23 protein-coding genes, 1 tRNA gene and 1 pseudogene are annotated in these 23697 nt (G+C 61.3%); 13 read left to right on the plus strand and 12 right to left on the minus strand.

The annotated features are described in order from the left end of the window. Nucleotides 1-112 precede the first annotated feature (112 nt). The 4 genes from IE127_RS10780 to IE127_RS10795 are packed head-to-tail and all read right to left on the minus strand — an operon-like array spanning nucleotide 113 to nucleotide 4142. Nucleotides 113-919, minus strand: coding sequence for an ABC transporter permease subunit (locus tag IE127_RS10780; RefSeq protein ID WP_189425676.1), 807 nt, complete (start codon nucleotides 917-919; stop codon nucleotides 113-115). Further along, nucleotides 916-1857, minus strand: a complete 942-nt coding sequence (locus IE127_RS10785; RefSeq protein ID WP_244640114.1) for an ABC transporter permease subunit — start codon at nucleotides 1855-1857, stop codon at nucleotides 916-918. Before IE127_RS10785 ends, IE127_RS10780 begins: the two co-directional genes overlap by 4 nt. Continuing rightward, nucleotides 1854-2996, minus strand: a complete 1143-nt coding sequence (locus IE127_RS10790; protein WP_189425677.1) for an ABC transporter ATP-binding protein — start codon at nucleotides 2994-2996, stop codon at nucleotides 1854-1856. Before IE127_RS10790 ends, IE127_RS10785 begins: the two co-directional genes overlap by 4 nt. A 57-nt stretch (nucleotides 2997-3053) precedes the next feature. Beyond that, nucleotides 3054-4142: a polyamine ABC transporter substrate-binding protein gene (locus tag IE127_RS10795; RefSeq protein ID WP_189425678.1), complete on the minus strand. Its 1089-nt coding sequence runs from the start codon at nucleotides 4140-4142 to the stop codon at nucleotides 3054-3056. Nucleotides 4143-4588: 446 nt separating this feature from the next. Here IE127_RS10795 and IE127_RS10800 point away from each other — a divergent pair, with 446 nt between their 5' ends. The 3 genes from IE127_RS10800 to IE127_RS10810 are packed head-to-tail and all read left to right on the plus strand — an operon-like array spanning nucleotide 4589 to nucleotide 6837. Then, nucleotides 4589-5524 (plus strand): pseudouridine-5'-phosphate glycosidase, encoded by a 936-nt coding sequence (locus IE127_RS10800; RefSeq protein ID WP_189425679.1) that lies wholly within the window; start codon nucleotides 4589-4591, stop codon nucleotides 5522-5524. Continuing rightward, nucleotides 5524-6420, plus strand: a complete 897-nt coding sequence (locus tag IE127_RS10805; protein WP_189425680.1) for a carbohydrate kinase family protein — start codon at nucleotides 5524-5526, stop codon at nucleotides 6418-6420. Before IE127_RS10800 ends, IE127_RS10805 begins: the two co-directional genes overlap by 1 nt. 36 nt (nucleotides 6421-6456) lie before the next feature. Then, nucleotides 6457-6837, plus strand: a complete 381-nt coding sequence (locus IE127_RS10810) for a hypothetical protein (protein ID WP_189425681.1) — start codon at nucleotides 6457-6459, stop codon at nucleotides 6835-6837. Here the strand turns inward: IE127_RS10810 and IE127_RS10815 are convergent. Further along, nucleotides 6838-8253: pseudogene (locus IE127_RS10815) on the minus strand (M20/M25/M40 family metallo-hydrolase); the annotation flags it as partial. It lies immediately after the preceding gene. A 119-nt stretch (nucleotides 8254-8372) separates the two neighbouring features. Here IE127_RS10815 and IE127_RS10820 point away from each other — a divergent pair. Next, entirely contained in the window at nucleotides 8373-9494 is a 1122-nt protein-coding gene (locus tag IE127_RS10820) for a THUMP domain-containing class I SAM-dependent RNA methyltransferase (RefSeq protein ID WP_189425683.1), read from the plus strand. Between the two features lie 18 nt (nucleotides 9495-9512). Here IE127_RS10820 and IE127_RS10825 read toward each other — a convergent pair whose 3' ends face one another. Both IE127_RS10825 and IE127_RS10830 read right to left on the minus strand, forming a co-directional pair. After that, a complete protein-coding gene (locus tag IE127_RS10825; RefSeq protein ID WP_189425684.1) occupies nucleotides 9513-10364 on the minus strand; it encodes an SDR family oxidoreductase in 852 nt (283 codons plus the stop codon). Nucleotides 10365-10473: 109 nt separating this feature from the next. After that, complete coding sequence (locus tag IE127_RS10830; RefSeq protein WP_189425685.1) at nucleotides 10474-11412, minus strand: CAP domain-containing protein; 939 nt, start codon at nucleotides 11410-11412, stop codon at nucleotides 10474-10476. A gap of 186 nt (nucleotides 11413-11598) precedes the next feature. On the opposite strand from IE127_RS10830, the gene IE127_RS10835 reads away from it, so the two are divergent. The 6 genes from IE127_RS10835 (at nucleotide 11599) to IE127_RS10860 (ending at nucleotide 17337) form a co-directional block, all read left to right on the plus strand. Next, the gene (locus IE127_RS10835) at nucleotides 11599-12858 is read left to right on the plus strand and encodes an ABC transporter substrate-binding protein (RefSeq protein ID WP_189425686.1); all 1260 of its coding nucleotides are present in this window, start codon (nucleotides 11599-11601) and stop codon (nucleotides 12856-12858) included. Nucleotides 12859-12923: 65 nt separating this feature from the next. Beyond that, nucleotides 12924-13793 carry a carbohydrate ABC transporter permease gene (locus IE127_RS10840; RefSeq protein ID WP_189425687.1) on the plus strand — a complete coding sequence of 290 codons (870 nt, stop codon included), beginning with the start codon at nucleotides 12924-12926 and terminating at the stop codon, nucleotides 13791-13793. Further along, nucleotides 13783-14592, plus strand: coding sequence for a carbohydrate ABC transporter permease (locus IE127_RS10845; RefSeq protein WP_189425688.1), 810 nt, complete (start codon nucleotides 13783-13785; stop codon nucleotides 14590-14592). The genes IE127_RS10840 and IE127_RS10845 overlap by 11 nt, the downstream gene beginning before the upstream one ends. A gap of 22 nt (nucleotides 14593-14614) precedes the next feature. Then, nucleotides 14615-15373, plus strand: coding sequence for a glycerophosphodiester phosphodiesterase family protein (locus IE127_RS10850; RefSeq protein WP_210310475.1), 759 nt, complete (start codon nucleotides 14615-14617; stop codon nucleotides 15371-15373). Next, on the plus strand, nucleotides 15370-16401 hold the full coding sequence (locus IE127_RS10855; protein ID WP_189425690.1) for an ABC transporter ATP-binding protein: 1032 nt from the start codon (nucleotides 15370-15372) through the stop codon (nucleotides 16399-16401). The genes IE127_RS10850 and IE127_RS10855 overlap by 4 nt, the downstream gene beginning before the upstream one ends. A 48-nt stretch (nucleotides 16402-16449) precedes the next feature. Continuing rightward, the gene (locus tag IE127_RS10860; protein WP_189425691.1) at nucleotides 16450-17337 is read left to right on the plus strand and encodes a MurR/RpiR family transcriptional regulator; all 888 of its coding nucleotides are present in this window, start codon (nucleotides 16450-16452) and stop codon (nucleotides 17335-17337) included. A 7-nt stretch (nucleotides 17338-17344) separates the two neighbouring features. On the opposite strand, the gene IE127_RS10865 is transcribed toward IE127_RS10860, so the two are convergent. The 4 genes from IE127_RS10865 to IE127_RS10880 form a co-directional block, all read right to left on the minus strand. Next, on the minus strand, nucleotides 17345-19012 hold the full coding sequence (locus IE127_RS10865) for a CehA/McbA family metallohydrolase (RefSeq protein WP_189425692.1): 1668 nt from the start codon (nucleotides 19010-19012) through the stop codon (nucleotides 17345-17347). Nucleotides 19013-19057: 45 nt separating this feature from the next. Next, nucleotides 19058-19133 (minus strand) — tRNA-Ala (locus tag IE127_RS10870). A gap of 107 nt (nucleotides 19134-19240) precedes the next feature. After that, nucleotides 19241-20002 carry a hypothetical protein gene (locus IE127_RS10875; protein ID WP_189425693.1) on the minus strand — a complete coding sequence of 254 codons (762 nt, stop codon included), beginning with the start codon at nucleotides 20000-20002 and terminating at the stop codon, nucleotides 19241-19243. A 132-nt stretch (nucleotides 20003-20134) separates the two neighbouring features. Beyond that, nucleotides 20135-20947: a siderophore-interacting protein gene (locus IE127_RS10880; protein ID WP_244640116.1), complete on the minus strand. Its 813-nt coding sequence runs from the start codon at nucleotides 20945-20947 to the stop codon at nucleotides 20135-20137. Between the two features lie 122 nt (nucleotides 20948-21069). Here IE127_RS10880 and IE127_RS10885 point away from each other — a divergent pair, with 122 nt between their 5' ends. Beyond that, nucleotides 21070-21576, plus strand: coding sequence for an HPP family protein (locus tag IE127_RS10885; RefSeq protein WP_189425694.1), 507 nt, complete (start codon nucleotides 21070-21072; stop codon nucleotides 21574-21576). Here IE127_RS10885 and IE127_RS10890 read toward each other — a convergent pair. Next, nucleotides 21573-22895: an NAD(P)H-dependent oxidoreductase gene (locus IE127_RS10890; RefSeq protein ID WP_189425695.1), complete on the minus strand. Its 1323-nt coding sequence runs from the start codon at nucleotides 22893-22895 to the stop codon at nucleotides 21573-21575. The two genes, IE127_RS10885 and IE127_RS10890, sit on opposite strands and share 4 nt — an antisense overlap. 129 nt (nucleotides 22896-23024) lie before the next feature. Here IE127_RS10890 and IE127_RS10895 point away from each other — a divergent pair, with 129 nt between their 5' ends. Both IE127_RS10895 and IE127_RS10900 read left to right on the plus strand, forming a co-directional pair. Next, nucleotides 23025-23324: an STAS domain-containing protein gene (locus IE127_RS10895; protein WP_189425696.1), complete on the plus strand. Its 300-nt coding sequence runs from the start codon at nucleotides 23025-23027 to the stop codon at nucleotides 23322-23324. 2 nt (nucleotides 23325-23326) lie between these two features. Next, nucleotides 23327-23695: a response regulator gene (locus IE127_RS10900; RefSeq protein ID WP_189425697.1), complete on the plus strand. Its 369-nt coding sequence runs from the start codon at nucleotides 23327-23329 to the stop codon at nucleotides 23693-23695. Nucleotides 23696-23697: the final 2 nt, after the last annotated feature.

Raw genomic sequence — 23697 nt, forward strand, 5'->3', positions numbered from 1 at the left:
GTAATCTCATGAGACATTGGATCACCTCCTTTCGCTAGTTGAACATGAGGGAAGTGTGCGCCGGTTTTTTCGATCTGGCAAGTCCTCACAAAAATTGTGAGCAGGGGGCTCATCAGCTGCTCTTGCGGGCGCTGCGGCGCATCTGCAGGAGGGTTGCGGCGAGCACGCCTACGGTGACGATGGCGATGATAATCGTCGCGAGTGCATTGACGTCCGGAGAAACGCCCAGCCGGATCTTGGAATAGATCACCATCGGCAATGTCGAGGAGCCTGGGCCGGACACAAAGCTTGCGATCACCAGATCATCGAGCGACAGCGTGAACGCAAGGAGCCAGCCGGAGACAAGCGCCGGCGAGATGATCGGCAGGGTGATGTCGAAGAACACGCGCACAGGCGTGGCCCCGAGATCCATTGCCGCTTCCTCGAGGCTGAGGTCGAGATCCGACAGGCGCGACCGCACGACGACGGTTATGTAGGCGATGCAGAAGGTGGTATGCGCAATGATAATGGTGCCGACGCCACGGCCCGCCGGCCAGCCGATCAGGCTCTCCATCGAAACGAACAGAAGCAATAGCGACAAACCGGTGATCACGTCCGGCATCACCAGCGGCGCCGAGGCCATGCCGGCGAGAGCGGTGCGGCCGCGGAAGCGCCTGAAGCGCACGAGCGCGACAGAACATAGGGTTCCGAGAACGAGCGCGATGCTGGCGCTCGCCACGGCAATCCAGAAGCTCAGCCAGGCAGCATCGAGGATCTGTGTGTCGGCGAACAGTTCGGCGTACCATCGGGTCGAAAAGCCCGACCAGACGGTAACCAGCCGGTTGTCGTTGAACGAAAAGATGATCAGCGAAAGGATCGGCCCATAAAGGAACGCGAAGCCGAACACGGTGAGACTGAGGATCAGCCAGTTCCGCCTCATCGCGTACGCCCCTCAACCACCGCGTCCTGCGCCCGCTGCATCAGCATGATCGGCACGACGACGATCAACAGCATGGCGACGGCGACCGCCGAGGCGCGCGGCCAGTTGGTATTTGAGAAGAACTCGTCCCACAGCACGCGCCCAATCATCAGCGTTGACGGTCCGCCGAGAAGTGAGGGAATAACGAACTCGCCGATTGCGGGGATAAAGACCAGCATCGAGCCAGCAGCGATACCCGGCAAGGACAGCGGCAGGGTGATCGACCAGAACGTCTGCCATGGCTTTGCGCCGAGATCCGCGGACGCTTCGAGCAGCGATACGTCGAGCTTGACGAGCGTTGTGAACAGCGGCAGCACCATGAATGGCAGATAGGTGTAGACGATGCCGACATAGACGGCGAAATCGGTCTGCATCATCTGGATCGGCTCGATCCCGAAGATGCCCAACAGCCCGTTGATGACGCCATTGCCGCGCATGAAGCCGGACAGCGCATAAACGCGCAAAAGAAACGAGGTCCAGAACGGCAGGATCACCAGCATCAACAGCACGTTGCGCCACGGATCGCGCGCACGCGCGATAAAATAGGCCATCGGATAGCCGATCAGCAGCGCAACGATTGTCGAGATGGCGGCGATGCGGATGGAGCTGAGATAGGCGGTGACATAGAGCGGATCGGTGATGATCCGCAAATAGTTCGAGAGGTGGAGGGTCAGTTGGACCGTGCCGCCTTCACCTACCGTCAAAAGGTCGGAATAAGGCGGGCGTCCAAACTCCTTGATCGCCAGCGAAATGCCGAACACCACCGCCAGTGGCACGACAAAGAATACAGTCAGCCAGGCGACGGGCGCAAAGATGACGAGCGCTCGGCCGGATGCTGCGCCGGGGCCGAAGAGCTTGGTGTACCAGCGCGTACGCAAGGGTGTTTCGGATTGACTCACGATGTCAGCACCGAACCGGAAAAGCCGCCCCAGCTGGCATAGACCTGTTCATCCCAGGTGATGCCGTCCGGGTCGCTGCGGTGGAGGTTTGGCCGTGTCACCGTCAGGCGCTTTCCGCTTTCCAGCAATACACGATAAACGCTCATATCGCCGAGATAGGCGATATCTTCCACGGTGCCCTTGGTGACGTTCGCGTCACCCTCGGGCGGTTCGCGCGTCAGCGTGATCTTTTCCGGTCGGATCGCCCACCACAGGATCTGCTCGGGGGCACAGTCGACACCGTGGCTGACATAGATGTCGCAGCCGAGCTCTGCAGAGCGGATGCGCACGTGATCGTCCTCGTCTTCGGTCACCACGCCTTCAACGAGATTGACCGAGCCGATAAAGCCGGCGACGAACCGCGAATTGGGAAACTCGTAAATATCCTGCGGTTCGCCGATCATCGCGATGCGGCCCTCGTTCATCACGCCGATGCGGGTTGCAAGGCTCATCGCCTCTTCCTGATCGTGGGTGACCACGATGAAGGTGACGCCAAGCGTTTCCTGAATCTTGACTAGCTCGAACTGGGTCTGCTCGCGCAGCTTCTTGTCCAGCGCCCCGAGCGGTTCGTCGAGCAGCAACAGCTTCGGGCGACGCGCCAGCGAGCGCGCCAAGGCAACGCGCTGACGCTGACCGCCAGAGAGCTGATCGGGCCTGCGTTTGCCGTAGCCTTCAAGCCGCACCAGCGACAATAATTCATCGACACGCTCAGTGATTGCCGTGCGGTCCAGGCCGTCGCGCTTGAGCCCATAGGCGACATTTTGTGCCACGCTCATGTGCGGGAACAAGGCATAGGACTGGAACATCATGTTGACCGGACGCCGATATGGCGGCACGCCCGCCATATCCTGCCCGTCTATGGCGATGCTGCCGACCGTCGGCTCCTCGAAACCGGCGAGCATGCGCAACAGGGTCGACTTCCCCGAACCAGAGCCGCCGAGAAGGCAGAACAGTTCACCCTTGTAGATATCGAGCGACACGTCATCGACGGCGTATATATCGCCGAATTTCTTTGTGACGCCCGAAATCCGTACGAATGGCTGCGCATCCGGATCGCGCCATGGGCGGGTTTCAGCGGCTATCTGAGGCTTCTTGGCCATGGCGGTCCCAAGCTGGAGTCCGGGAGCCGGACTGACCGGCTCCCTTCTATTGGTGCTTTATTGCCCGAGTTTGACGCGGGTCCAGCTCGAGGTGAGCATTTCGTCGTATTGCGGGGTGTGGGCGTTGAGGGTGAACAGGTTCTCCGAGACTTCCGGCGTCGGATAGATCGCCGGATCGGACTTGACCTCCTCGTCGATCAGTTCAAGAGCCGCTTCGTTGCCCGAGGCATAATAGACATAGTTGGTATTGGCAGCAGCGATGTCGGCACGCAGCATGAAGTTGATGAATTCATGCGCGGCCTCGGGGTGCGGCGCATCGGCCGGGATCGCGAACATGTCGAACCACTTGAGAGCGCCTTCCTCGGGAATGGTGTAGGCGATCTCGATACCCTGGCCCGCCTCTTCAGCTGCAGCCTCGGCAATGAACACATCGCCGGAATATCCCATGGCGAGGCAGATCTCGCCATTCGCGAGATCGTCGATGTACTGCGAGGAATGATAATAGCGGATATAGGGACGAACGGAGGCCAGAAGCTCTTCGGCCGCCGCGAGGTCTTCTTCCGTCTCGGAATTGGGATCGAGACCAAGATAGTTGAGAGCCGCCGCGTAGGCTTCCGCCGGAGCGTCGAGCATTGTGACGCCGCAATCGGCGAGTTTTTCGACGGTTGCGGGGTCGAACAGCAGATCCCAGGTGTCGAGTGCGGCATCTTCGCCTAGCCGCTCGGTAAGTTCGGCAACGTTGTAGCCGAGCCCGGTGGTGCCCCACATATAGTCGACGCCATATTCGTTGCCTGGATCGTGCGAGGCGGTCGACTCCATCACCTCGGGATCCATGTTCTCGAGGTTGGGCAGGGCAGACTTGTCGAGCGGCTGGAACAGGCCGGCTGCGATCTGACGCTCGAGGAAAAAGCCAGAGGGCACGACGACATCATAGCCGGAATTGCCCGCAAGCAGCTTGGCTTCCACCAATTCGTTGGAATCAAAGACATCGTAGTTCACCGTGATGCCTGTTTCCTCGGTGAACCGGTCGAGCGTGTCCTCGGCGATGTAGTCCGACCAGTTATAGACATTGACCACCTGATCCTGAGCCAGAACAGGCGTTGCGAGACTGAGCCCTGCAAGGGCAAGTGCGAGCGGCGTCTTCATCTCGAAGTCCTTTGCGAAAGTGAGAAGCGAGGGTGCGAAGGGGGCGCGCGAAGCGGCCCCGGGAGGGGTTACATTCCAGTGCGCTCGGCCATTGGCAGCATCAAGCCGCATGGCAGAGAATTCCCACAATGAACAATTGAGCTGACAGTCGTGATATAGCGTGTGCCAGCCGCGGCGCGGCAAGAGCTACGCACCGTCGACAGATCAGGCCTCGAACACTCAAGGGCAGGCGAATTTTCGTCCGCGGCCCGAGTGAGATCAACCAAGTTGGCGTGCAGTTGACTTCCACCCGTCGGTCAAGCGTTAGCGCGAAAACGCTAGCGGCAAATCCGATGTCTCGCAAGAGGATCAAAGGATGCCGTGCGCATTTTGCTTGATCCGCTTGACGCGATCGTTAGCTGGCGCAATAGGACCTCGAAATCCGGGTTTCGCGAAGTGGAGCATGCATGCACGCACAGGCCTATCTGTCGATCACTGACGAGATTGCCGCGGCCATCGCAGATAAACAGGCGGTGGTGGCGCTCGAGTCGACCATCATCACCCACGGCATGCCGTATCCGCAAAACCTCGAAATGGCGCGCGGTGTCGAGACCGTTGTGCGCGAGGCCGGCGCAATTCCCGCCACGATCGCGATCATGGGCGGACAGCTGAAGGTCGGGTTGACTGATCAGGATCTCGAGGAGCTGGCGCGCTCGGGTGGATCGGCGGAAAAGGCTTCGCGCCGGGATGTCGCGGCTCTCTTGGTGTCGGGCGCGATGGCCGGGACGACCGTGGCGACCACGATGCAGATCGCGGCTCTCGCCGGCATCAAGATCTTTGCGACTGGCGGCATTGGCGGCGTTCACCGCGGTGCCGAAGAGAGCTTTGATGTGTCGGCAGATCTCGAGGAGTTGTCGCGAACTCCGGTGACGGTCGTCTGCGCCGGCGCCAAGTCAATTCTTGATATCGCCAAGACACTCGAGGTGCTCGAAACAAAGGGCGTCCCTGTGATCGGATACGGCACAGATTCCTTTCCGGCGTTCTGGGCGCGGGAAAGCGGCCATGGCGTCGATCACCGCGTCGACGACCCGACGGCGCTGGCCCGCCTGATCGCCATACAGTCGGAACTCGGCAATGGCGGCATGCTGGTGGCCAATCCGATCCCGGAAGCTGACGCCTATGCGCCCGAAGAAATTGAGAGCTACATCACGAAGGCGCTCGAGGATGCCTCTTTGGCTGGCGTGAGCCGCAAGGGCCTCACCCCGTTTCTGTTGCAGCGCATTTTTGAGCTCACAGGCGGGCGGTCGCTCGAAGCGAACATCGCGCTGGTTCGCAACAATGCGCGGGTTGCCGCAGAGGCGGCCGTGGCCCTGGCGCAGATCACCGGCTCCCAGAAGCGCTGATGACACTCTCTGCCCTCGTTGTCGGGGATGTGATGACTGATGTCATCGTACGTCCGCATGGGCCGATGGTCATCGGCTCCGACAGGGCCGCGACCATTCGCAGCCATCCTGGCGGCTCCGGTGCCAATCAGGCCGAGTGGCTGGCGGCACTTGGCGTGCCGACGCGGTTCGCGGCGCGTGTCGGCGCCGGCGATCAGGAGACGCTGGCGACGAGCTTTAGGGCGCGGGGGGTCGAGGCCGTTCTGGCGGCCGATCCTGCGCTGCCGACAGGGGTTCTGGTCACCCTGCTCGATGAATCGGGTGAGCGCAGCTTTCTGACCGATCGCGGCGCCAATGTCAGCCTGTCTGCCACCGACCTGCCGACTGACCTCCTCGACGACGTCGGCGTCGTTCTTGTGTCCGGCTATAGTCTTTTTGCCGATGGTCCGCGCGCGGCGGTACTTGCGCTTCTGGCATCGGCACGGGAGCGTGGCATAGAGACCGCGATCGATGCTGCCTCGACCGGTTTTCTTGCCGAAGTGGGGCCGGATCGATTTCTGGAATGGGCTACGGGGACTAGCCTGTTGTTAGCCAACGCTGCTGAAGCGGCGCTGTTGGCCGGCAGTGACGAGCCGCAGAGTCAATGTGCACGCCTTGGCGAACGATGCGAAACCATCATCCTCAAGCAGGGCGCCGCCGGGGCGTCAGTCGGAACGCGGCAGGGAATCTCTGCATCGGCAGAGGGCCTTCCGGCTGATGTGGTCGACAGCACCGGGGCAGGGGATGCCTTTGCTGCCGGGTTCCTTGCGGCGCGTCTTGCGGCACTTCCGCTCGAAGAGCAATTGGCGCGAGGCATTGCAGCGGGGGCGCGGGCGGTCGCGCGGCTTGGTGGGAGACCGGACTCGACGCCGAACTAGGGCCATGCGAGGTTGAACGCGACGGAGGATGTCATCGTGCGCAGGCTCGTCGCCACACTGTTCATGGTTTTTTGCTGTACGCCGCAGCTTGCTGCCGCGCCAGCACCCACCGACCATGTCTTTGGTCGGGCTGCTGAAATTCTCCTGCAGCGCCTCGTCGTTGCCAATGTTGCAGGCATGAACTGTGAAGACTTCGCGCTGACCGACGCGGAGTGGCTGCTGATCGTTGATACCGCCGATCAACTAGCCGATCAGATGCAGCTGACGGTCGAGCGCTATGATGCCGACTATTACGGTCCCGCCTTCCATGCGCTCGATGTCACCGGGTTCTGCGCCAATGAGGGCCCGAAGATCGCTGGCCTCATCAAGGAATTGATGAAGCGCGGCGGGACCCTTGAGGACGTGACGTTCGACTAGCTAGTCGGCGAGTGCCGCGAGGATGCGCACCCAGCTCCGGATTCCCTTGTGAAAGCTCTGCAGATCGTATTTCTCGTTCGGCGAATGGATGCGGTCGTCGTTCTGGGCAAAGCCGATGAAGAGCGTATCGAGGCCAAGCGTGCGCTTGAACTCACCGCCAACCGGAATCGAGCCCCCTGACCCGGTGATCACCGCATCGTTCGGCCACTCGGCGCTCAAGGCGCCGAGCGCTTTTTGCAACATCGGCCCGTCAGCGGGAACATTGAGGGCCGGCGCCGCGCCGTGATCGTGAAATTCGGCGCTGCAATCGTCCGGCAGGCGGGCACGGACGTGGCGGCGGAAAGCGTCGCGCACTTTTTGCGGGTCCATGTCGGCCACAAGCCGAAACGAGATCTTGGCGCTGGCCTTAGCCGGAATAACCGTCTTGAACCCGGCGCCGGTATAGCCGCCGGATAGTCCGTTGATCTCGCAGGTCGGACGGCTCCACAGCTGCTCAAGCACGCTCCGATCGTTTTCGCCTGCGGGAATGCTGAGGCCGGCAGAGCCGAGAAACGCCTGCTCATCGAAGCCGAGGGTTTGCCATTGTTCGCGCACGGTATCGGGCAGTTCGGCCACATCGTCATAAAAGCCATCGACGGTGACGCGGCCATTCTCGTCGCGCAGTGACGCGATGATGTCGGCCAGCACCTGATTGGCATTGCGCGCGGCATTGCCGAACATGCCGGAATGCAGATCCTTGTTGGCGCAGGTGATGACAATTTCCTCGCCGACAAGGCCGCGCAACATCGTGGTGATCGAAGGGGTATCGCGGTTCCACATATCGGTATCGCAAACCAGCGCGATATCGGCCTTCAGCGCCTGCTTGTAAGCCGAGATGAAAGGCGGCAGGTTCTTGCCGCCGCTCTCTTCTTCGCCTTCGAGCAACAGAGTGACGCCGATCGGCATGCTGCCGGTTTCTGCCTTGAAGGCGCGACACGCTTCGATGAAGGTCATCAACTGACCCTTGTCGTCGGACGAGCCGCGCCCGACGATGATCCGGGTGCCATCCTCCGCCTCACGGATTTCCGGGGAGAATGGATCCGTATCCCACAGCTCTAGGGGGTCAACAGGCTGCACATCGTAGTGCCCGTAAAACAGAACGCGCGGACCATCGGCGCTGTGATCACGTCCAAGAACCAGCGGGTGTCCTTCGGTCTGGTGGAGATCCGCCGCAAATCCGATTTCGTCGAGAGCACCGCGCAGCCAGCTCGCCGCGGCCTGGCATTCGCCGGCGTATTCCGGATCTGTCGAGATCGAGCGGATACGCATCAGCTCCATCAGCCGCTCAAGACTGTCATCGAGCCCCGCATCGACACGGGCCAGAACTGCATCTGTGGTTGTGCTGGAAACTGGCATTCGTCGCGACTCCCTTTGTGCTGGCGCGCGACAGTGGCCAAATACAGCCCGCCTGTCTACCGGCGCTGAGCGTTCTGGCTGGTAGCACGCGGCATGCGCACATGCTAACGCAAGCGCATTGCAACCGTGTCAGTAGGCAGATGACATCCACCAACGCGTTTGAAATCTATCTGGTGGCTGTACCCGGCCTCGAGCCGGCTCTTCTCGAAGAGGCTGTCGAAGCAGGGTTTGTCGACGCACGCCAAGTCGAGGGCGGTGTGGCATTCGACGGCACCTGGGTCGATGTATGGCGCGCGAACCTTGTGTTGCGCGGAGCGACACGCGTGCTGGCACGCATTGGCGAATTTCGGGCAATGCATCTGGCGCAGCTGGACAAGCGCGCCCGCAAGATCGCGTGGGGCGAGGTGTTGCGTGCGCATGTGCCGATAAAGGTCGAGGCGGCGTGCAAACGCTCGCGGATTTATCATGCGGGCGCCGCAGCAGAGCGGGTGGCGACGGCGATAACTGAGACGCTCGGCGCGCCGCAATCGCAGGAGGCGCAGGTGCGGGTGATGGTGCGGATCGAAGACGATCTTGTCACGCTGAGCATCGATACCAGCGGCGAGTCGCTGCATAAGCGCGGTTTCAAGCAGGCGCTCAACCGGGCGCCCATGCGCGAAACGATGGCAGCTTTGTTCCTGCGCCAGTGCGGGTACCAGCCGGGCGAAACGCTGCTCGATCCGATGTGCGGTTCGGGAACATTCGTTATCGAAGCTGCTGAAATCAGCGCCGGCCTGCTCCCGGGGCGAGGGCGTGATTTCGCATTCGAGCAGCTATCGAGCTTCGATAAAACCAGATGGGCGGAGCTGCGTGCTGCCGCCTTATCTTCAGTCGACGAGCCGCAAGCAGTTTCAGCGTTCGGCAGCGATCGCGATCCGGGTGCCGTGCGCATGAGCGGTGAGAACGCTGAACGTGCGGGCGTCGCCGGGTTAACGCAGTTCAGCGTCACCAGCATCGATGCGCTCGAGCCGCCAGACAGAAAAACGGGGCTTGTGATCGTCAACCCGCCTTATGGCACCCGCATCGGCAACAAGGCGCCGCTTGTCGCGTTGCATCGACGCCTCGGCGAAGTGCTGAAGAGCCGCTTTGGCGGCTGGCGGGTTGGCATCATCACTGCCGATCGTGATCTTGCGAAAGCCACACGGCTTCCGTTCCTGCCGACCGCAGCGCCGGTCCAGCATGGCGGCATCCGCGTGACGCTCTACCAGACCGGCCGGCTCTGAAGCGGGCGTTCGGTAGCGCTAGGATGTGCGCAAGCCCTCGGCGATTGAGGTCGAGTAGGGCGTTGTGGGCCGACCGATCAGCCGACTCAGGGTCTTGCTGTCGTCATGAAGCGCACCTTTCGCGATGCCCGCGTCACCATCTGCCAGCATGGAGGCGACCGGCGCCGGAAGCCCGGCCTGCTGCAACGCATCGGCATACGCGCTTTCGCTCATATCCTTATAGGGGATGTCGCGTCCGGTCTGACGGCTGATTTCGGCCGCCAGTTCGCTCATAGTAAAGCTGGTGTCGCCACCGAGCTCGAAGACGCCGGTCTCGCCGTTTGCCAGCACTGTGGCTGCGGCCTCTGCGTAGTCGGCCCGGGTTGCTGCGGAGATACGTCCGTCTCCCGCTGCGCCAATCATTACGCCATGTTCGAGCGTCGTCGGCAGCCCTGCGAGATAATTCTCGAAGTACCAGCTGTTGCGCAGCATTGCGTGGCTGATCCCGGATTCGCGGATTGCCGCCTCGGTATCGCGGTGAGTCTCGGCAAGGCCGATCGGCGAGGTGTCAGCCTTGAGAATACTGGTATAGGCGATAAACGCGACCCCGGCGGACTTTGCCGCCTCGATCACGTCGCGGTGCTGACGTTGCCGGCTCTGCAGATCGTTCGAGGAGATCAGCAACAGGTGGGTCACCCCATCAAGCGCAGGCGCAAGCGTTGCCGGCTGATCGTAATCGGCGATGCGTATCTCGACGCCTTCCGGCAAGACGTCGGCGGCCTTGTCGGCGCTACGCACGATCGCAACAATCTGATCGGGTGAGGTCTTTTTCGCCAAGGCGGCGACGGCGAGGCGTCCGAGTTCGCCTGTTGCTCCTGTCACTGCGTACATGGTGGCTTTTCCTTTCTTTGGCCTAAGCTCACGCTTCACCTAGGCTTGGCGCCCCGCCGCGATAAGTACGCACATCGCTGTAACCAGGCTGAATTTCGTCAGCATCTGATCAACGGCCGATGATCGCGATGCCGATCTTCTGGCCCTCACCATCAGCACGCATGGCAAATCCGACATCGCCTGCCGCTGCCTCCAGCAGGATCGAGCGGTACTCGTCACTGTCCATCCACTGCTCGACGAACGCCTCGATATCCTGAGCTGTCGGCTTGGTGCCGCAGCCACCGCAGGTCGAGGACAGTATCTGGAGCTGCCGCCACTCTGAGCGCTGCTGTTGCGGCAGCAGGTCGAACAGGCCCTCGTTCGGTATTGCCATGCCTTCGGAGAGGGGATCCGGCAGCAGCTCTTGCGCGGCAGCCGACAGCGCTGACGCCGGGGATAGCGGCTCGCCGTCTTCGCGTAGCCGGTTCACAATCTCTGCCAGGCGCTCGCCCATTTCGTCTGGCGGCAGCGCTTGCGCCTGTTCATCGTCATCGAGGCCGCGCGATGTTCCCGCGCCTGAAAACATCTGTACGGCGAAGACCTCACCGGCCTCGCCCGAAACGCCGAAACCGAAACTGTCGAGCCCCTCCGCCAGAATGTTTTCGCGGTGGTCAGGACTATTCATCCAGCCTTGCTGGAAGGAGCGCAAACGCTCTTCCTGCGGTGGCACCGGGCAATTTGCGCAACGAGCGATGTTTTCTCTCACGACCCGCCACTGGTTCCCTCCCGCCTCGAGATATCGATCCATGGGCGTCGTCCCATTGGGACTGACATGGGCGTAAAAGTCGTCCGCCAGCATGTGGGCGGCGTGGCCTTGCGCCGCCTCATTGAGCGTTGGTGTAAGGGACAGGCTCTCAAGCCCATTTTCCTCGCGGACCTGATTGACCAGGTCGAGCGCCTCCTGGCGCAAAGCATCAAGTTCGTCGGTGCCCAGTTCCGTCGCCGCCACGCTCGGCACCAGCGACAGCGCGGCAAAAAGACCGAACACAAGGCTTTGTATTTTCATCATCTGACCTCCGGCTCTTGGAGAACGGGTGACGATGAACTTTGCTCCCCCATCCACGGGAATGAGGATGACAGCAGCGTTTCTTCCGCGATGGGCCGCCGAGTTCATAGAACCGTCATGGCTTGTTCAAGCAGCTGTCGTGCATGCGGAGTAGATGACCGTGCAATCGTAATTGCAGGGGAAGCAAATATGACATCGAAATTGCAATCGACGCTCGCCATCAGCGCATTCGCACTTCTGGCGTCCGCCACATCGGCTTCGGCTCAAGTCACGGTCGAGTTCTGGCACAGCTTCGGCGGCTCGTCCGGAGAAGCGCTGGCCCAGATCATCGAGAACTTCGAGGCCGCCAATCCGGACATCACCATCGAAGCCGAGCATGTCGGCAACTATGAGGATATCGTCACCCAGCTTCAGGCAGCGATCCCGGCCGGGCGCGAACCCGATGCCGTGATCATGGAAGTGACCCGCTACGGTCTGTTCGCAGAACGCGGCATCCTTACCGACCTCACAGCCTATCTCGAGGCCGATCCGCTCAGGGACGAACTCTATGATTTCGCCCGGGAAATCGGCGTTTATAACGGCAAGAACTACATCATTCCGTTCAACTCCTCGACGCCGGTCGTCTACTACAACAAGGACATCTTCGATCGCGCAGGCTTTGCCGAAGAGCCGTCTCTTGAAACGTTCGACGACATCCTGGCTGCTGCACAGCAGATCACCGATGAGCTCGGCGATGAAGGCGTGTTCGGCATCGCGGCGCCCGGCCAGTTCGCCCGTTGGGGCCTGGTGATGAGCAATGACAGCAACCTCATCGATCCGCAAAGCGGCGAGGTTCTGCTCGATGCACCGAACACCATCGAGGCGTATGAATGGATGGCGTCACTGGTGCACGAGCACGAGGTCGCCTCGGTCGACAACGTGACCGACGAGGATACCGGGGGCGATGCATTCCTCGCCGGCCGCGTCGGCATCAATTTCGCTTCGACCGGCAATTACGGCAGCGCCCGTGAAGCGCTGGGCGAAAATCTCGTGGTGCGGCCGATGCCGTGCAACAAGGTGTGCTCCGTGCCAATCGGCGGTGCAGGCATCGGCATTCTCGAAAGTGCTGACCAGGACGTGAAGGACGCGGCCTACCAGTTCATGAGCTTCGCCGCGAACCCAGAGTCCAACGCCATCTGGTTCTCGGCGACCGGTTACATGCCGATCAACCGTTCAACCGCTGAACAGCCTCTGGCAGCGGACGCGCTCGAAAGCAAGCCGGGCATCGACGTGGCGATCAACCAGCTCGACTTCGCACAGGGCCGCCCGCGTCCGCCGGTCGTCACCTGGATGCGTTCCAGCGAGTACGACCTCTGGCAGGCCATGGCACTGGGACAGCGCACTGTCGAAGACACGCTGACCGAGTTCGCCGCACGCACGCGCGACGAGGCCGACCGGCTCGCTCGTTAATCGCAACGTCTCGATAGGGCGAGCCCGGAACTTTCGGGCTCGCCGACCTGTCCGGAAACGCCACAATGCTTCGCAAGCTCACCCCCTATCTTCTCGCCTTGCCGTTGATGGCGTTCATCGCGGTCTTCACTTACATCCCGATCCTGACGAGTCTCGACCTGAGCTTTCGGGAGTGGGACTTCATGTCGCCCGACCGGCCGTTTGTCGGCCTCGACAATTACACGCAGCTGCTCAATACCCACGAATTCTGGAACGCGCTGAGAGTTACCGCGCTTTTCGCGGTCATTTCGGTGCCGATCAGGCTGCTGCTGGCAATCGGGATCGCAAGCTTTCTCGTGCGCGAAACCGCAGCATCGCGGTTACTGCGCGGTGCGCTCTTTCTGCCTTCGGTGACTTCGACAGTCTCGATCGCGGTGGTGTTCTCCTGGGTGTTCGCGACAGACTACGGAATGGCGAACGCCCTCCTGTCGCTGTTTGGGCTGCCAAAGATCACGTGGCTGCAAAGCCCGACACTGGCGCTTTGGGTGATCATCATCGTCAACACCTGGAAGCAGCTCGGATATGACATCATCATCTATATCGCGGGGCTCCAAGCCGTGCCGACGGAGCTCTACGACGCAGCGGCTGTCGATGGCGGCCGGCGCTTTCACGTCTTTCGGCGGATAACGGTGCCGCTGGTGATGCCGACGACCTATTTCCTGCTGGTTGTCTCGGTGATCGAGGCCTTTCAGATCTTCACCATCGTCGATGTGATGACGCAGGGTGGGCCGGCGGGATCCACCAACATGCTGGTCAACATGCTCTACCGGATCGGCTTTACGCTGTTCGACATCGGGCAGGGGTCGGCGCTGGCGGTCATGCTGTTCGTGCTGCTGATCGTTCTTGCCGTGATCAAGTCACGCGTTCTCGGACGCAAGGTGCACTATGAAGCCTGACAATCGTTTGCTCACCATCCTGGCACTGCTGGCGGGGCTGCTTTTTCTCTCGCCAGTCCTTTATTCGATCTGGATGTCGTTCCAGACGGCGACCGCGTATTATACGGGCGGCTTCGAGTTTACCCTCGACAATTACGGCCGGGCCATAGGGCAGTACAATTTCGCGCGCTATTTGTTCAACAGCCTGCTGGTATCGGGCCTCGTGACGCTGATCGGCATCACGGTCGCAACAATGGCCGCCTTCGCCTTTGCGCGTTTCGACTTTCCCGGCGGCAATCTGATGTTCGGGGCGGTCGTCGCCACGCTCATGATCCCGAGCCATATCAGCCTGATCCCGAATTACCTGACGCTTGCCGGGGTCGGGCTGCTCGATACCTATGCCGGGTTGATTCTGCCGGCGATTTCCAACGGTTTTGCGGCCTTCTTCCTGCGTCAGTATATCCGCGGTATCCCGCGTGCGCTCGATGAGGCGGCCTACATGGATGGCGCAACGCCCCTAAAGGTGCTCTGGCGGGTAATCGTGCCGCTGGCGCGCCCAGCCATTCTGTCGATGGGGCTCTACATCTTCATTACTGAGTGGAACAGCTACATCTGGCCCTTGGTCGCTGTCGGCGATCAGGACCTTTATACCCTGCAGGTAGGGCTCGCCCGGCTCTATCGGATTAATCCTGGGGAAGGGCCGATCGATTGGCCGCTGGTCATGGCGGCGTCCACCATCACGCTTCTGCCGGTCATCGCCGGCTTCGTCCTGGTGGAACGGCACCTGGTGCGTGGCATCACCATGGGTGCGGTGAAGTAGCTAGAATATGAAAGAAACAGATTTGACACGCATTGCATCTCATCGGGGTGGCACGCTCGAGTTTGGCGACAGCACGCCAGCCGGTTTTTCCGCAACTGCCGCGATGGCGCTGGAAGAGGTCGAGTTCGACGTCCACCCGACTGCCGATGGCGCAATCATCGTTCATCACGATCCGACGCTCGACCGCACGACAGATCGCTCCGGTATCATCGCCGAAATGACGAGCACCGACGTGCGCGCCGCCACGATCGATTATTCCGGCGGCAGCCACCCGCTGACCCTTGAGGAGCTGTGCGCGCTGTTTGAAAACAGCCCCGTTGCTTTCCGTTGCGAGTTCAAGCCGGGAGCTGCTGGGCACGGCTACCGGGACTTTGTGCCCCGTGTCATCGAGACGCTTGCAGCGAACGGCAGGCTCGAAACGACCGTGTTCTCTTCTTTTCTTCTCGAGACGCTGATCGCATTGCAACAGAGCAGCGACCAGCCCTTCTTGTGGCTCGTCAGTCCGCCGGTCCTTCACCAGCTGGGTGTCAAGGCGATGATATCCGTTGCAAGGCAATACAACGTGCCGGAAATCGGGCTCAACATCGACACGGCGACGCCGGAGATTCGTGACGCACTGGTTTCAGAGGGCATCGCGTTCGGGTGCTGGGCCGCCCATTCCGCACAGCAGATCGAAAAAGCGCTCGCACTTGGCGCCAAGGTTTTCACCACCGATCGCCCCAGCCTGGCGATCGCGGTGCGCGAGGCGTGGCGCCTGAGGAACCAGGAGATATCAGCATGAGCGGGATCGAACTGCGCGATATTCGCAAGTCCTATGCCGGCGGGCCGGAAGTGCTTCACGGCGTGAGCATGCGTATCGAGCCGGGCGAGTTCATCGTCATTGTCGGGCCGTCGGGGTGCGGGAAATCGACCTTGTTGCGCCTGATTGCCGGGCTCGAAAGCTGCCGCGAAGGAGATATCCTGATCGACGGCAAGCGCGCGAACCAGCTTGCACCGCAAGACCGCGACATCGCGATGATCTTCCAGAACTATGCGCTTTATCCGCACATGACGGTGCGCGAGAACATTGCCTTCGGACTCGAACTGCGCGGCATGCCCAAGGCGCAGCGCCATGCACGCGCCGACAGCGTTGCGGCGACGCTGCAACTCACCCCTTACCTCGGCCGCAAGCCGGGCGCTTTGTCCGGCGGACAGCGCCAGCGCGTTGCCATGGGACGTGCCATGGCACGCAATAGTTCGACGTTTCTCATGGACGAGCCGCTATCCAATCTCGACAACGCCTTGCGTGTCGCCATGCGCACCGAGATCAAGGATTTGCATCGCCAGCTCGGTGCCACGATGATCTATGTGACGCACGACCAGACCGAGGCGCTGTCGCTCGCCGACCGGATCGCGGTGATGAAAGACGGACATCTGCAACAGTTCGATACGCCGGAAGCGATCTATGACCGTCCGCAAAACCGGTTTGTCGCAAGTTTTCTCGGCATGCCGACGATGAACTTCCTGCCCGCTGAAAAGCTCTCCGAGCGTTTGGGCAATAGTACGCGGCTGGTGGGGCTTCGTCCCGAGATGCTGCATGTCGAGCTCGACAAGCCGCTCGGGCCCGCTCTACCTGCGAAAATCGTGCTTTCGGAAATGACCGGATCCGACATCATCGTTCATTGCGAGACGCCCGCCGGCAGGGTTACGGTTGTCACCGCGCGCAAACACTTGCCTCGAGGTACGGGAGACTGCTGGATCAGTTATGACCTTGATGATGCTCTGTTCTTCGATGGCGAGACCGGCAACCGGGTCGAGGCGGCTGCATAGTGCCCGAGGGGCTGCCGGGCGATCTGCGGTGACAACGGCAACCGTACGATGACTGAGCAGCACGAACTGCCAAGGTTTCTTGGCGATCTGATCGCGCACAACGCCGCGCGGCTGACGGAGGCCGACGCCCGTCTTCTTGACGTTTTGGTGCGCGATCCCATTCGCGGCGCCATGGAGAACGGCAAGGAGGTCTCATCGCGTGCCGGTGTGCATCCTGCTTCGGCCGTGCGGCTGGCACGACGGCTCGGCTTTTCCGGCTATCCGGAGTTCAGAACGTTCCTTCAGGCCAATCTGGTTGATAGCGTAGCAGGCGACTTCGAGAACCCGGCAGCGCGCATGGCCGCGCGGCTGGTGCGCGCCGAGGAGGGAGACGTCCTCTCTTCTATCCTCGACAGCGAAATTGCCGCGCTACAGCACGTGCGCACAACGGTTCGAGACGCCGATATCCGTGCGTTCTCGACTGCGCTGATGAAGGCGCGCAAGATCTTCGTTCTGGGTAGAAGCCATGCAGCGACCCTGTCCGCACTCATCGCCTTGAGGTTGCGGCGCTCAGGGTATGACTCGATCGATCTTGCGGGCCAGATGCATCAACTTCCCGAGGTGCTGACCGGCATGACGGACCAGGACGTGCTGTGGCTCCTGACGTTCCGGAAACCCGCCCAGGTAGTGCTCGATGTTCGCGCCATTGCTGCCGAGACGGCCACAACCACATTGGCCCTGAGTGACCTGACCGGCACCCGCATCGATCCGGCCCCCGATCATCAGATCTCCGTGTCGCGTGGCGGTGTCGGCCAATCGCAATCGCTGGTGGTGCCGATGACGATCGCCAACGCGGTCATTCTGGATCTCGCGGCGATTGATGGCGGCAACTCGTTGCGTGCGCTCGACACGTTCAAGTCGTTTCGCGCCGGCCTGCCGACACGCCTCGGGCGGTGAGTGCCGATCACTCTCGTTCCGGCACGCCCACGAAGATCGGATTGGTAAGGGCGTAGAGAGCGCCGCGATGATCACGAAGTTCAAGCGTGAACCAGTCGCCGTTCTTGGCGCCGAGCGACGACTGCGCTTCGGATGTTTCGGCGCAGTCCCAGGTTTCGATTATTTCGCCGCGGCAGATGAGCCGCGCGGTCAGCCCAGTTAGGTCGGAGGCCGGGGTTTCGGCGCGCCAACTCATCTCAAGGCACAGCGTGCCTTGATCCGCTACCTCTCCCATTTGAGCGCTGAGCCCATCGTGTGTTGTCGCCGAAAACGAGACGAAAGGCCCGCTGGAGACGAAGCTGCGGCCGGAAGAAATGGCCGCCAGGAGCGCAGCCTCTGTATTGTCTTCGGCATAGACGTAGTTCGCTGCGAGCCGAGCGCTCTCAGGACTGGGACGATGCGTATCGGTGCCGGCGGTCGCAACCATCCGGTAGCCCTCGTTAAGCCAGCGGTAGAACACGCCGATCGCCTGTTCGTTACCGGCGCAGGGTCGCCACTCCCGGTTCCAAATTTCGACATGGCGCGCGGGGCCTGGAAGCATGTCCGAATAGGCCCAGCGGCAACCGGTGCAGAACGGGTGCCCTTCCGCTTTGGGGTGGGCGATGATGAACAGTTTCCCATCGCGCGCCACCTCTGCAGCGCGCGCGCTCATCGTTTCCTTGTCGCGAATGCGCCAGTCCACGAGGTCTCGCGTGCTCAGCACAAGGGCGTGCCCGTGAAACGTCGTCAACTCGGTGCCGCCAATAATGGTGATGGCATTGCCGGCGCGTGCTTCAAGCTCCCTTATGCCGGAGACCGTGTTGTGATCGGTCAGGGCGACAAAATCGAAGCCACGCGACAGCGCCAGTTCAAGATAGTCGCTGACCTCCAGATCGGCGTCGGAATGAATCGTATGGCCGTGCAAGTCTCCCTTGTACCAGCCGGGGCCGCGCTTCTTCTGACCGGATTGCGGTGTGATGGTCTTTTCGGCGATTGCCTCTCCCTCGTCAGTCATCACGTCGATCGTGTAGGACACATCACCAGGCGGCAGCAGGCGGTGAACATCGATCTCGACCCGCCAAGTCCCGGGTTCGATCGGGCCCGCGAGATATCCGGGTGAGGCAAACCCCGTCGATATGACTGGGCTCTGGTCGGCGTTGTTATGCCGCGTCCCGCGCGGGCCATTGGGGCCGTAGACCGAGATGCTGAGCTGGTGCGGAATGTCGCCGACGCCAGGATGACGCGGGTCGTGCTCAAACCGGAGCCTCAAGGTTCCCGTGCCTTCGGGCACCTCGAACTCGTGCCCGACATGGCTGGCCATTTGCGCCACGCTCAGGCGCCCCTCAAACTGCTGCCGCATCGGCTTTTTATCCGCGAAAATAGATTGGGAAGGCAGTGGGATTGTGTGCTGCCATTCGTCAGTAGGAATTGTCAGGCGGGTTAGGACACCGGTCTGCGCGACGAGCCTCAGTTCATCCCCGGCAGCGCCCTTGGCGGCAATAAAGAGTTCGACGCCGGTGGAAGATGCAGCAATGCCGCCCATCGGGGCTTCCCCAATGGCGATCTCGAGGTGGGGCCCATCCGGGGAGTCGGTGATATAGACGTGGCCACGGCGCAAGGCTTTGATGATGCCGTCGCGGGTCTCTGCAAAAACCACAGTTGTCGGTCGGCCAATAATAGGAAAATTTTTAAATGGTCGGAATGGTGGAGCTGAGGGGAATCGAACCCCTGACCTCATCATTGCGAACGATGCGCTCTCCCAACTGAGCTACAGCCCCGCTCCATCAGGCGATATAGCAAATTGGCTGAGACAGAAAAGCCCCTTTGACGTTTGAACGTTTGCCGGCGACAGACAATAGCAAGACTGTCATCGGGGTCAGGCTGATCAGTCGTACTTGCCGCGGTGCTTGTCGAGTGTTTTCGAAACGTCTTCCAATGCATGCAGGATCTCATCGCGCCAACCATCCTGCGATAGCTTGCGGGTAGAGTTGTGTGCTGCGCACACGAGCGGTGTGCCGGCCCACCGCGCGGCCAGGTCTTGAGCCCATTCGGCGTATGCGTCGGCCGCGCCAGGGCGCGGTTGCAGCGCCTTTCCCAGCATTGGGTGGAATTTCAACCGTGACTCCGGCAGCACCTTGCCGAGCAGTCCTGGCGGGTCGAGCACATTCAGGGTGTCGTCCACATGCACGATCCCGCTTGCCTTATGTCTCACCAACACTGATCCAGCGTGGACGCTATTGTCTTCAGTCACCAGATCGACGCCTGCAGGGAGGGAAAACTCGAGATCTTCGGAAAATTCCGCTTGCGTCTTTTCTTCCTCGATCAGGCCGCTTTCCCAAGGCAGATCGGGTGCCTGCTGGCGATGCCGCCGGGTGCCGAACAGCCTTGCAGAAGGCGCCAATTCATGTGCTGCGCGGCAATGCAGCGTATGGAAGGGGTGAACGTTCAGGATTGCATCAACCGCTGTACCGTTGTCGGTAAGGCGAAGCAGATGAGCGCGGGATTCTTCGGATACATCGTAGCTGTCGAGCAGAATGAACCGGCCATTGGCGCGTCGTACCAGCGACATGTGCGTACCCATGTCGACCACTTTGGCCAGCTTCATGGTGCCGCGAATATTCCAGAAGTTCTCTGAAAGCTGTTGCATATGCCCTGCGCCTCGCCAGTGTAACGGGATTGGTATGTCTCTGAGGCAATGAGCCGACTTTGCAGCGGTTCCCTTATGCATGCGCCGCTGCCGATGAGGATCGAGGCTATCCACGCGTTTCGGCGAAATGCGCTAATGAGGCTCCTGCGCGTCGGCGACGCCGTGCAGCCAGTAGCCGGCGGCCTTGACCCATTCGGGGTTGAACTCGCGGCTGTCGACAAGATGCGCTTTTGCGGCGCGCGACGCGTTGGCCTCGCTCGCAATGAAGGCATAGGCATCGCCCTTCGGAAACTCGAGTTCCGTCAGCTTCTGGCTGATCAGCCGGGTGGTGCCCGGTGCGGCGCCGTTTCGATGGACCCAATGCAGAGCGAGATCCGCCTGGGTCTCGAAAACCTGCTCCTCTGCAGCGTCTGCAACCTCGAGGACTGCGATGACCGGCGCCCCGCTGGGAAGCTCTTCTAGACGCCGGGCAATGGCCGGCAAGCCGGTCTCATCACCAGCCAGGAGATACCAATCGAATGTCATCGGCACGATCAGCGAGCCCCGCGGCCCGGCAATCACCGCCTTTTGGCCGATACGCGCCTGGCTGGCCCAGGCACTCGCCGGACCTTCGTCCCCGTGAAGAACGAAATCGATGTCGAGCCGGAGACGTTGGGCGTCGAACGCGCGTGGAGTGTAGTCGCGCATCTGCGGGCGCTGACCTTCGGGAAACGCGAGGCCCTGCGGGCCCGCTTCCGGCAGGATGGGATTGTCCGGATCGGGGGAAAAGAACATCTTGATGTGATCGGCGTGGCCGGGGCTGTCAAAGCCTTCAAGATCGGGGCCAGCAAGGGTGATGCGCCGCATTTTAGGCGTCAGATCCTCGATCGCCGCCACGTCGAGCTGGCGAACGCGAATGTCGTGACGCAAACGCTTGAGCGTGCGGTCGGGAGCGGCGGCGGGCATTGGCAAACTCATATCCTGATAATCTGTGTCAGGAAATAGACCGGCTTTCATTGCCAGATCAAGTGCAGGTTTCCATTTGCCGTCAAAGGCTGGTATGCCGGTCCAATCTCGATTGCATGACCATGTTGCCACCTGTCTCAAGATATCTTGTCCGTCACGACCCACGTGCCAGTTGGCGCCTGCATCTGAAGTCAACGCTGGGCGCGGTGGTGGGTGTCTCGCTCGTCGGCGGGTTGTCGGCGTGGAGCGGGCTGCCGATGCTGATGGCCCCGCTCGGACCAACGGCATTGCTGATTTTCGCGCAGCCGGGCAGTCCGACGGCGCAGCCGATCTCCGTTTTTGGCGGCTATTTCATCGGCGCGGTGGTCGCGAGCATCCTTGAAGTGATGTTTCCCGGCCTGTGGTGGGTTGCGACCATTTCCGTCGGCATTGTCATGCTGGCAATGCTGATGCTGAGGGTGACGCATCCGCCTGCGGCTGCGGTGCCATTGGTGGTGTTTTCGGGGCCGATCCCGCCGATCGTGCTGTTCGGCGTCATGCTGGCGGCGTGCGTGGTGCTGACCGCGCTTGCCATTCTCTGGCATGCATTGCCACCACGAATTGCCTACCCGAAGTGGCTCGAGGACTAGAGTTCGCCCGCCGCGAAGAGTTCATCCTGGCGTTGGCGCAGCTGAAACAGGCGCGTCGAGGTATCCGGCCGGGCGTTCTTTGCCGTCAGCAGCTCGCCCTTGCGCACCGGCGCCGTCACCGTGCCCCCTTCGAGCAGGCCAACCGGCAAGGCTTGTGCTTCGCGCGCATCGCCCACCGTCATGGCATAGCTTCGGTAGCAGGTCTCGCCGATGGCATCGAGCGGCGTGCCGGCTGCGAGATCGCGCTTGGCGACCGCGCAAACTTCCGCCACGGGGCGCGGCAGCGGCACCATGTCGGGCTTGCCGTAAAGCGCAATCCGGGCGCAGGTCAACGGCACTTCGAGACTGGTCAGGTGATAGGGGCGGAAGAACGCATAGTACGGACCGTGCCCGATATGCAGGTCATCCATGCGCTCGATGATGCGCGGATGCTCGGCCTTGACGATAACGAACACGCCTGGGGCCACCCCCTTGCCGATCGTGTAATCGACGACCCCGGTGCGACCGAGTATGCCGCCGTCTTCTCGTGGGATCAGCACCTTTGCCATATCGTCGCGATCGGCCCGCGGCCCGTGCATTCCGGGAATGTCGGGGACGAGGCCCGTGGCATTGGCGATCGCTGTCATCTCGACTGCGGTCTTCGAGCCGTCGACGAACTCCACCAGCATGCGTGGGTTCATATTGCGGCGCGATGCCTCATCCCGGTATTCGTCCGGCACCGCATCGTGGCGCAACGGGTTGTTCTTGCCCTTGCCGGCGGCGACGATTGGCAGGCCGAGCGCTGAGACGAACTCGATCAGTTCCATGCATGACGATGGCTCATCGCCGGCGCCGATGGTGTAAACGACGCCAAGCCGGTCGGCTTCGCGCTTGAGATAAGGGCCAATGGTCACGTCGGCTTCGACATTCATCATCACCACGTGCTTGCCGTGCTCCATGGCCATGAGGTCGTAATCGGCAGCGACACCCGGTTTTCCGGTGGCATCAATAACGATGTCGATCTGTCCTGCCATGACCATAGCCTCGGCGGAGGTAATGGCGATCTTGCCGTCTGATATGGCCGCTTCGACCGAAGCGGCAGTTTCGGCCTCTCGCGCACGCGCCTCATCGCCATAGGCGATGGTGATTGCATCGCGCGCGGTCTGCGGGCGGCGGGTCGCGATGGCGACGATATCAAGGCCCCGCATCAGCGCGCTTTGTGTGACAAGGTCGGTTCCCATTTCGCCGGAGCCGATGACGCCGACACGGATCGTCTTGCCGCTTTCGGCGCGCAGGGCGAGGTCGCGGGCAAGTCCGGTCAGGCTGACATTGGCAGGCATGGGCGTTTTCCAGTTTCGGTGAGGCTGCTCCTACCACCGGTCAGGTGTCTTGAAAACCAAAGCTTTCCGCGTTCCCCGCATTAGCATTTCTTCAATACTCAAGTGAAACACTAAGGGCGAAGAAGTCTAGTGAGCCTGCACCAAGTGGAAGATACATCCGTACAGTCGATAAGCTTGCCCGCGATAATGGATCTCGATGCCCTTGAGGGTGTTCGTGAGACGCTGATCGAGGCTTGCGATATCGGTGCCGTGAGCATCGATGCAGGCGCTGTCGAGCGGGTGGCAACCAATGGGCTGTTTCTGTTGCTTAGTGCGGCAGAGAGTGCACGCGCCCACGCGGTCAGCTTCGCAATACACAATCCAAGCAGCGTACTGCTTGCGGCCATCGACCGACTGGGTCTGGCTGAACGTTTCAAGGGCCTGATTTGACAATGAGCGGACTGCGCGTTCTTACCGTCGACGACTCTCGCACGATTCTGGCGATGCTGAATCACACCCTCTCGAGCGCCGGCTTCGAGGTTCTGCAAGCCAGCGATGGGCGCGAGGGTCTTGATGTGCTGACCCGAGAGGCGGTCGATGTCGTCATCACAGACATCAACATGCCGGTGATGGATGGCATTGAGTTCATCCGGCAGGTCCGAGGCACTGGCAGCTTCAACAGTCTGCCTATTCTGATCCTGACGACAGAAACCAGCCAGGACAAGCGCGAGCAGGGCAAGGCTGCTGGCGGCACCGGCTGGATCGTCAAACCATTCGACCCCCAGAAGCTGATCAGCGTCATCAACCGGGTCGTGCATTGACC

Source organism: Devosia pacifica (genome assembly GCF_014652635.1).
Taxonomy (GTDB): domain Bacteria; phylum Pseudomonadota; class Alphaproteobacteria; order Rhizobiales; family Devosiaceae; genus Devosia; species Devosia pacifica.

What these genes read in the sequence shown, in the direction of transcription:
- IE127_RS10885 (WP_189425694.1), top strand. Translation starts at nt 21,070, where the DNA reads ATGTTGCCACCTGTCTCAAGATATCTTGTCCGTCACGACCCACGTGCC.
- IE127_RS10800 (WP_189425679.1), top strand. Translation starts at nt 4,589, where the DNA reads ATGCACGCACAGGCCTATCTGTCGATCACTGACGAGATTGCCGCGGCC.
- IE127_RS10835 (WP_189425686.1), top strand. Translation starts at nt 11,599, where the DNA reads ATGACATCGAAATTGCAATCGACGCTCGCCATCAGCGCATTCGCACTT.
- IE127_RS10840 (WP_189425687.1), top strand. Translation starts at nt 12,924, where the DNA reads ATGCTTCGCAAGCTCACCCCCTATCTTCTCGCCTTGCCGTTGATGGCG.
- IE127_RS10875 (WP_189425693.1), bottom strand. Translation starts at nt 20,002, where the DNA reads ATGCAACAGCTTTCAGAGAACTTCTGGAATATTCGCGGCACCATGAAG.
- IE127_RS10805 (WP_189425680.1), top strand. Translation starts at nt 5,524, where the DNA reads ATGACACTCTCTGCCCTCGTTGTCGGGGATGTGATGACTGATGTCATC.
- IE127_RS10860 (WP_189425691.1), top strand. Translation starts at nt 16,450, where the DNA reads ATGACTGAGCAGCACGAACTGCCAAGGTTTCTTGGCGATCTGATCGCG.
- IE127_RS10795 (WP_189425678.1), bottom strand. Translation starts at nt 4,142, where the DNA reads ATGAAGACGCCGCTCGCACTTGCCCTTGCAGGGCTCAGTCTCGCAACG.
- IE127_RS10820 (WP_189425683.1), top strand. Translation starts at nt 8,373, where the DNA reads ATGACATCCACCAACGCGTTTGAAATCTATCTGGTGGCTGTACCCGGC.
- IE127_RS10780 (WP_189425676.1), bottom strand. Translation starts at nt 919, where the DNA reads ATGAGGCGGAACTGGCTGATCCTCAGTCTCACCGTGTTCGGCTTCGCG.
- IE127_RS10880 (WP_244640116.1), bottom strand. Translation starts at nt 20,947, where the DNA reads ATGCCCGCCGCCGCTCCCGACCGCACGCTCAAGCGTTTGCGTCACGAC.
- IE127_RS10855 (WP_189425690.1), top strand. Translation starts at nt 15,370, where the DNA reads ATGAGCGGGATCGAACTGCGCGATATTCGCAAGTCCTATGCCGGCGGG.
- IE127_RS10890 (WP_189425695.1), bottom strand. Translation starts at nt 22,895, where the DNA reads ATGCCTGCCAATGTCAGCCTGACCGGACTTGCCCGCGACCTCGCCCTG.
- IE127_RS10825 (WP_189425684.1), bottom strand. Translation starts at nt 10,364, where the DNA reads ATGTACGCAGTGACAGGAGCAACAGGCGAACTCGGACGCCTCGCCGTC.
- IE127_RS10790 (WP_189425677.1), bottom strand. Translation starts at nt 2,996, where the DNA reads ATGGCCAAGAAGCCTCAGATAGCCGCTGAAACCCGCCCATGGCGCGAT.
- IE127_RS10900 (WP_189425697.1), top strand. Translation starts at nt 23,327, where the DNA reads ATGAGCGGACTGCGCGTTCTTACCGTCGACGACTCTCGCACGATTCTG.
- IE127_RS10845 (WP_189425688.1), top strand. Translation starts at nt 13,783, where the DNA reads ATGAAGCCTGACAATCGTTTGCTCACCATCCTGGCACTGCTGGCGGGG.
- IE127_RS10830 (WP_189425685.1), bottom strand. Translation starts at nt 11,412, where the DNA reads ATGATGAAAATACAAAGCCTTGTGTTCGGTCTTTTTGCCGCGCTGTCG.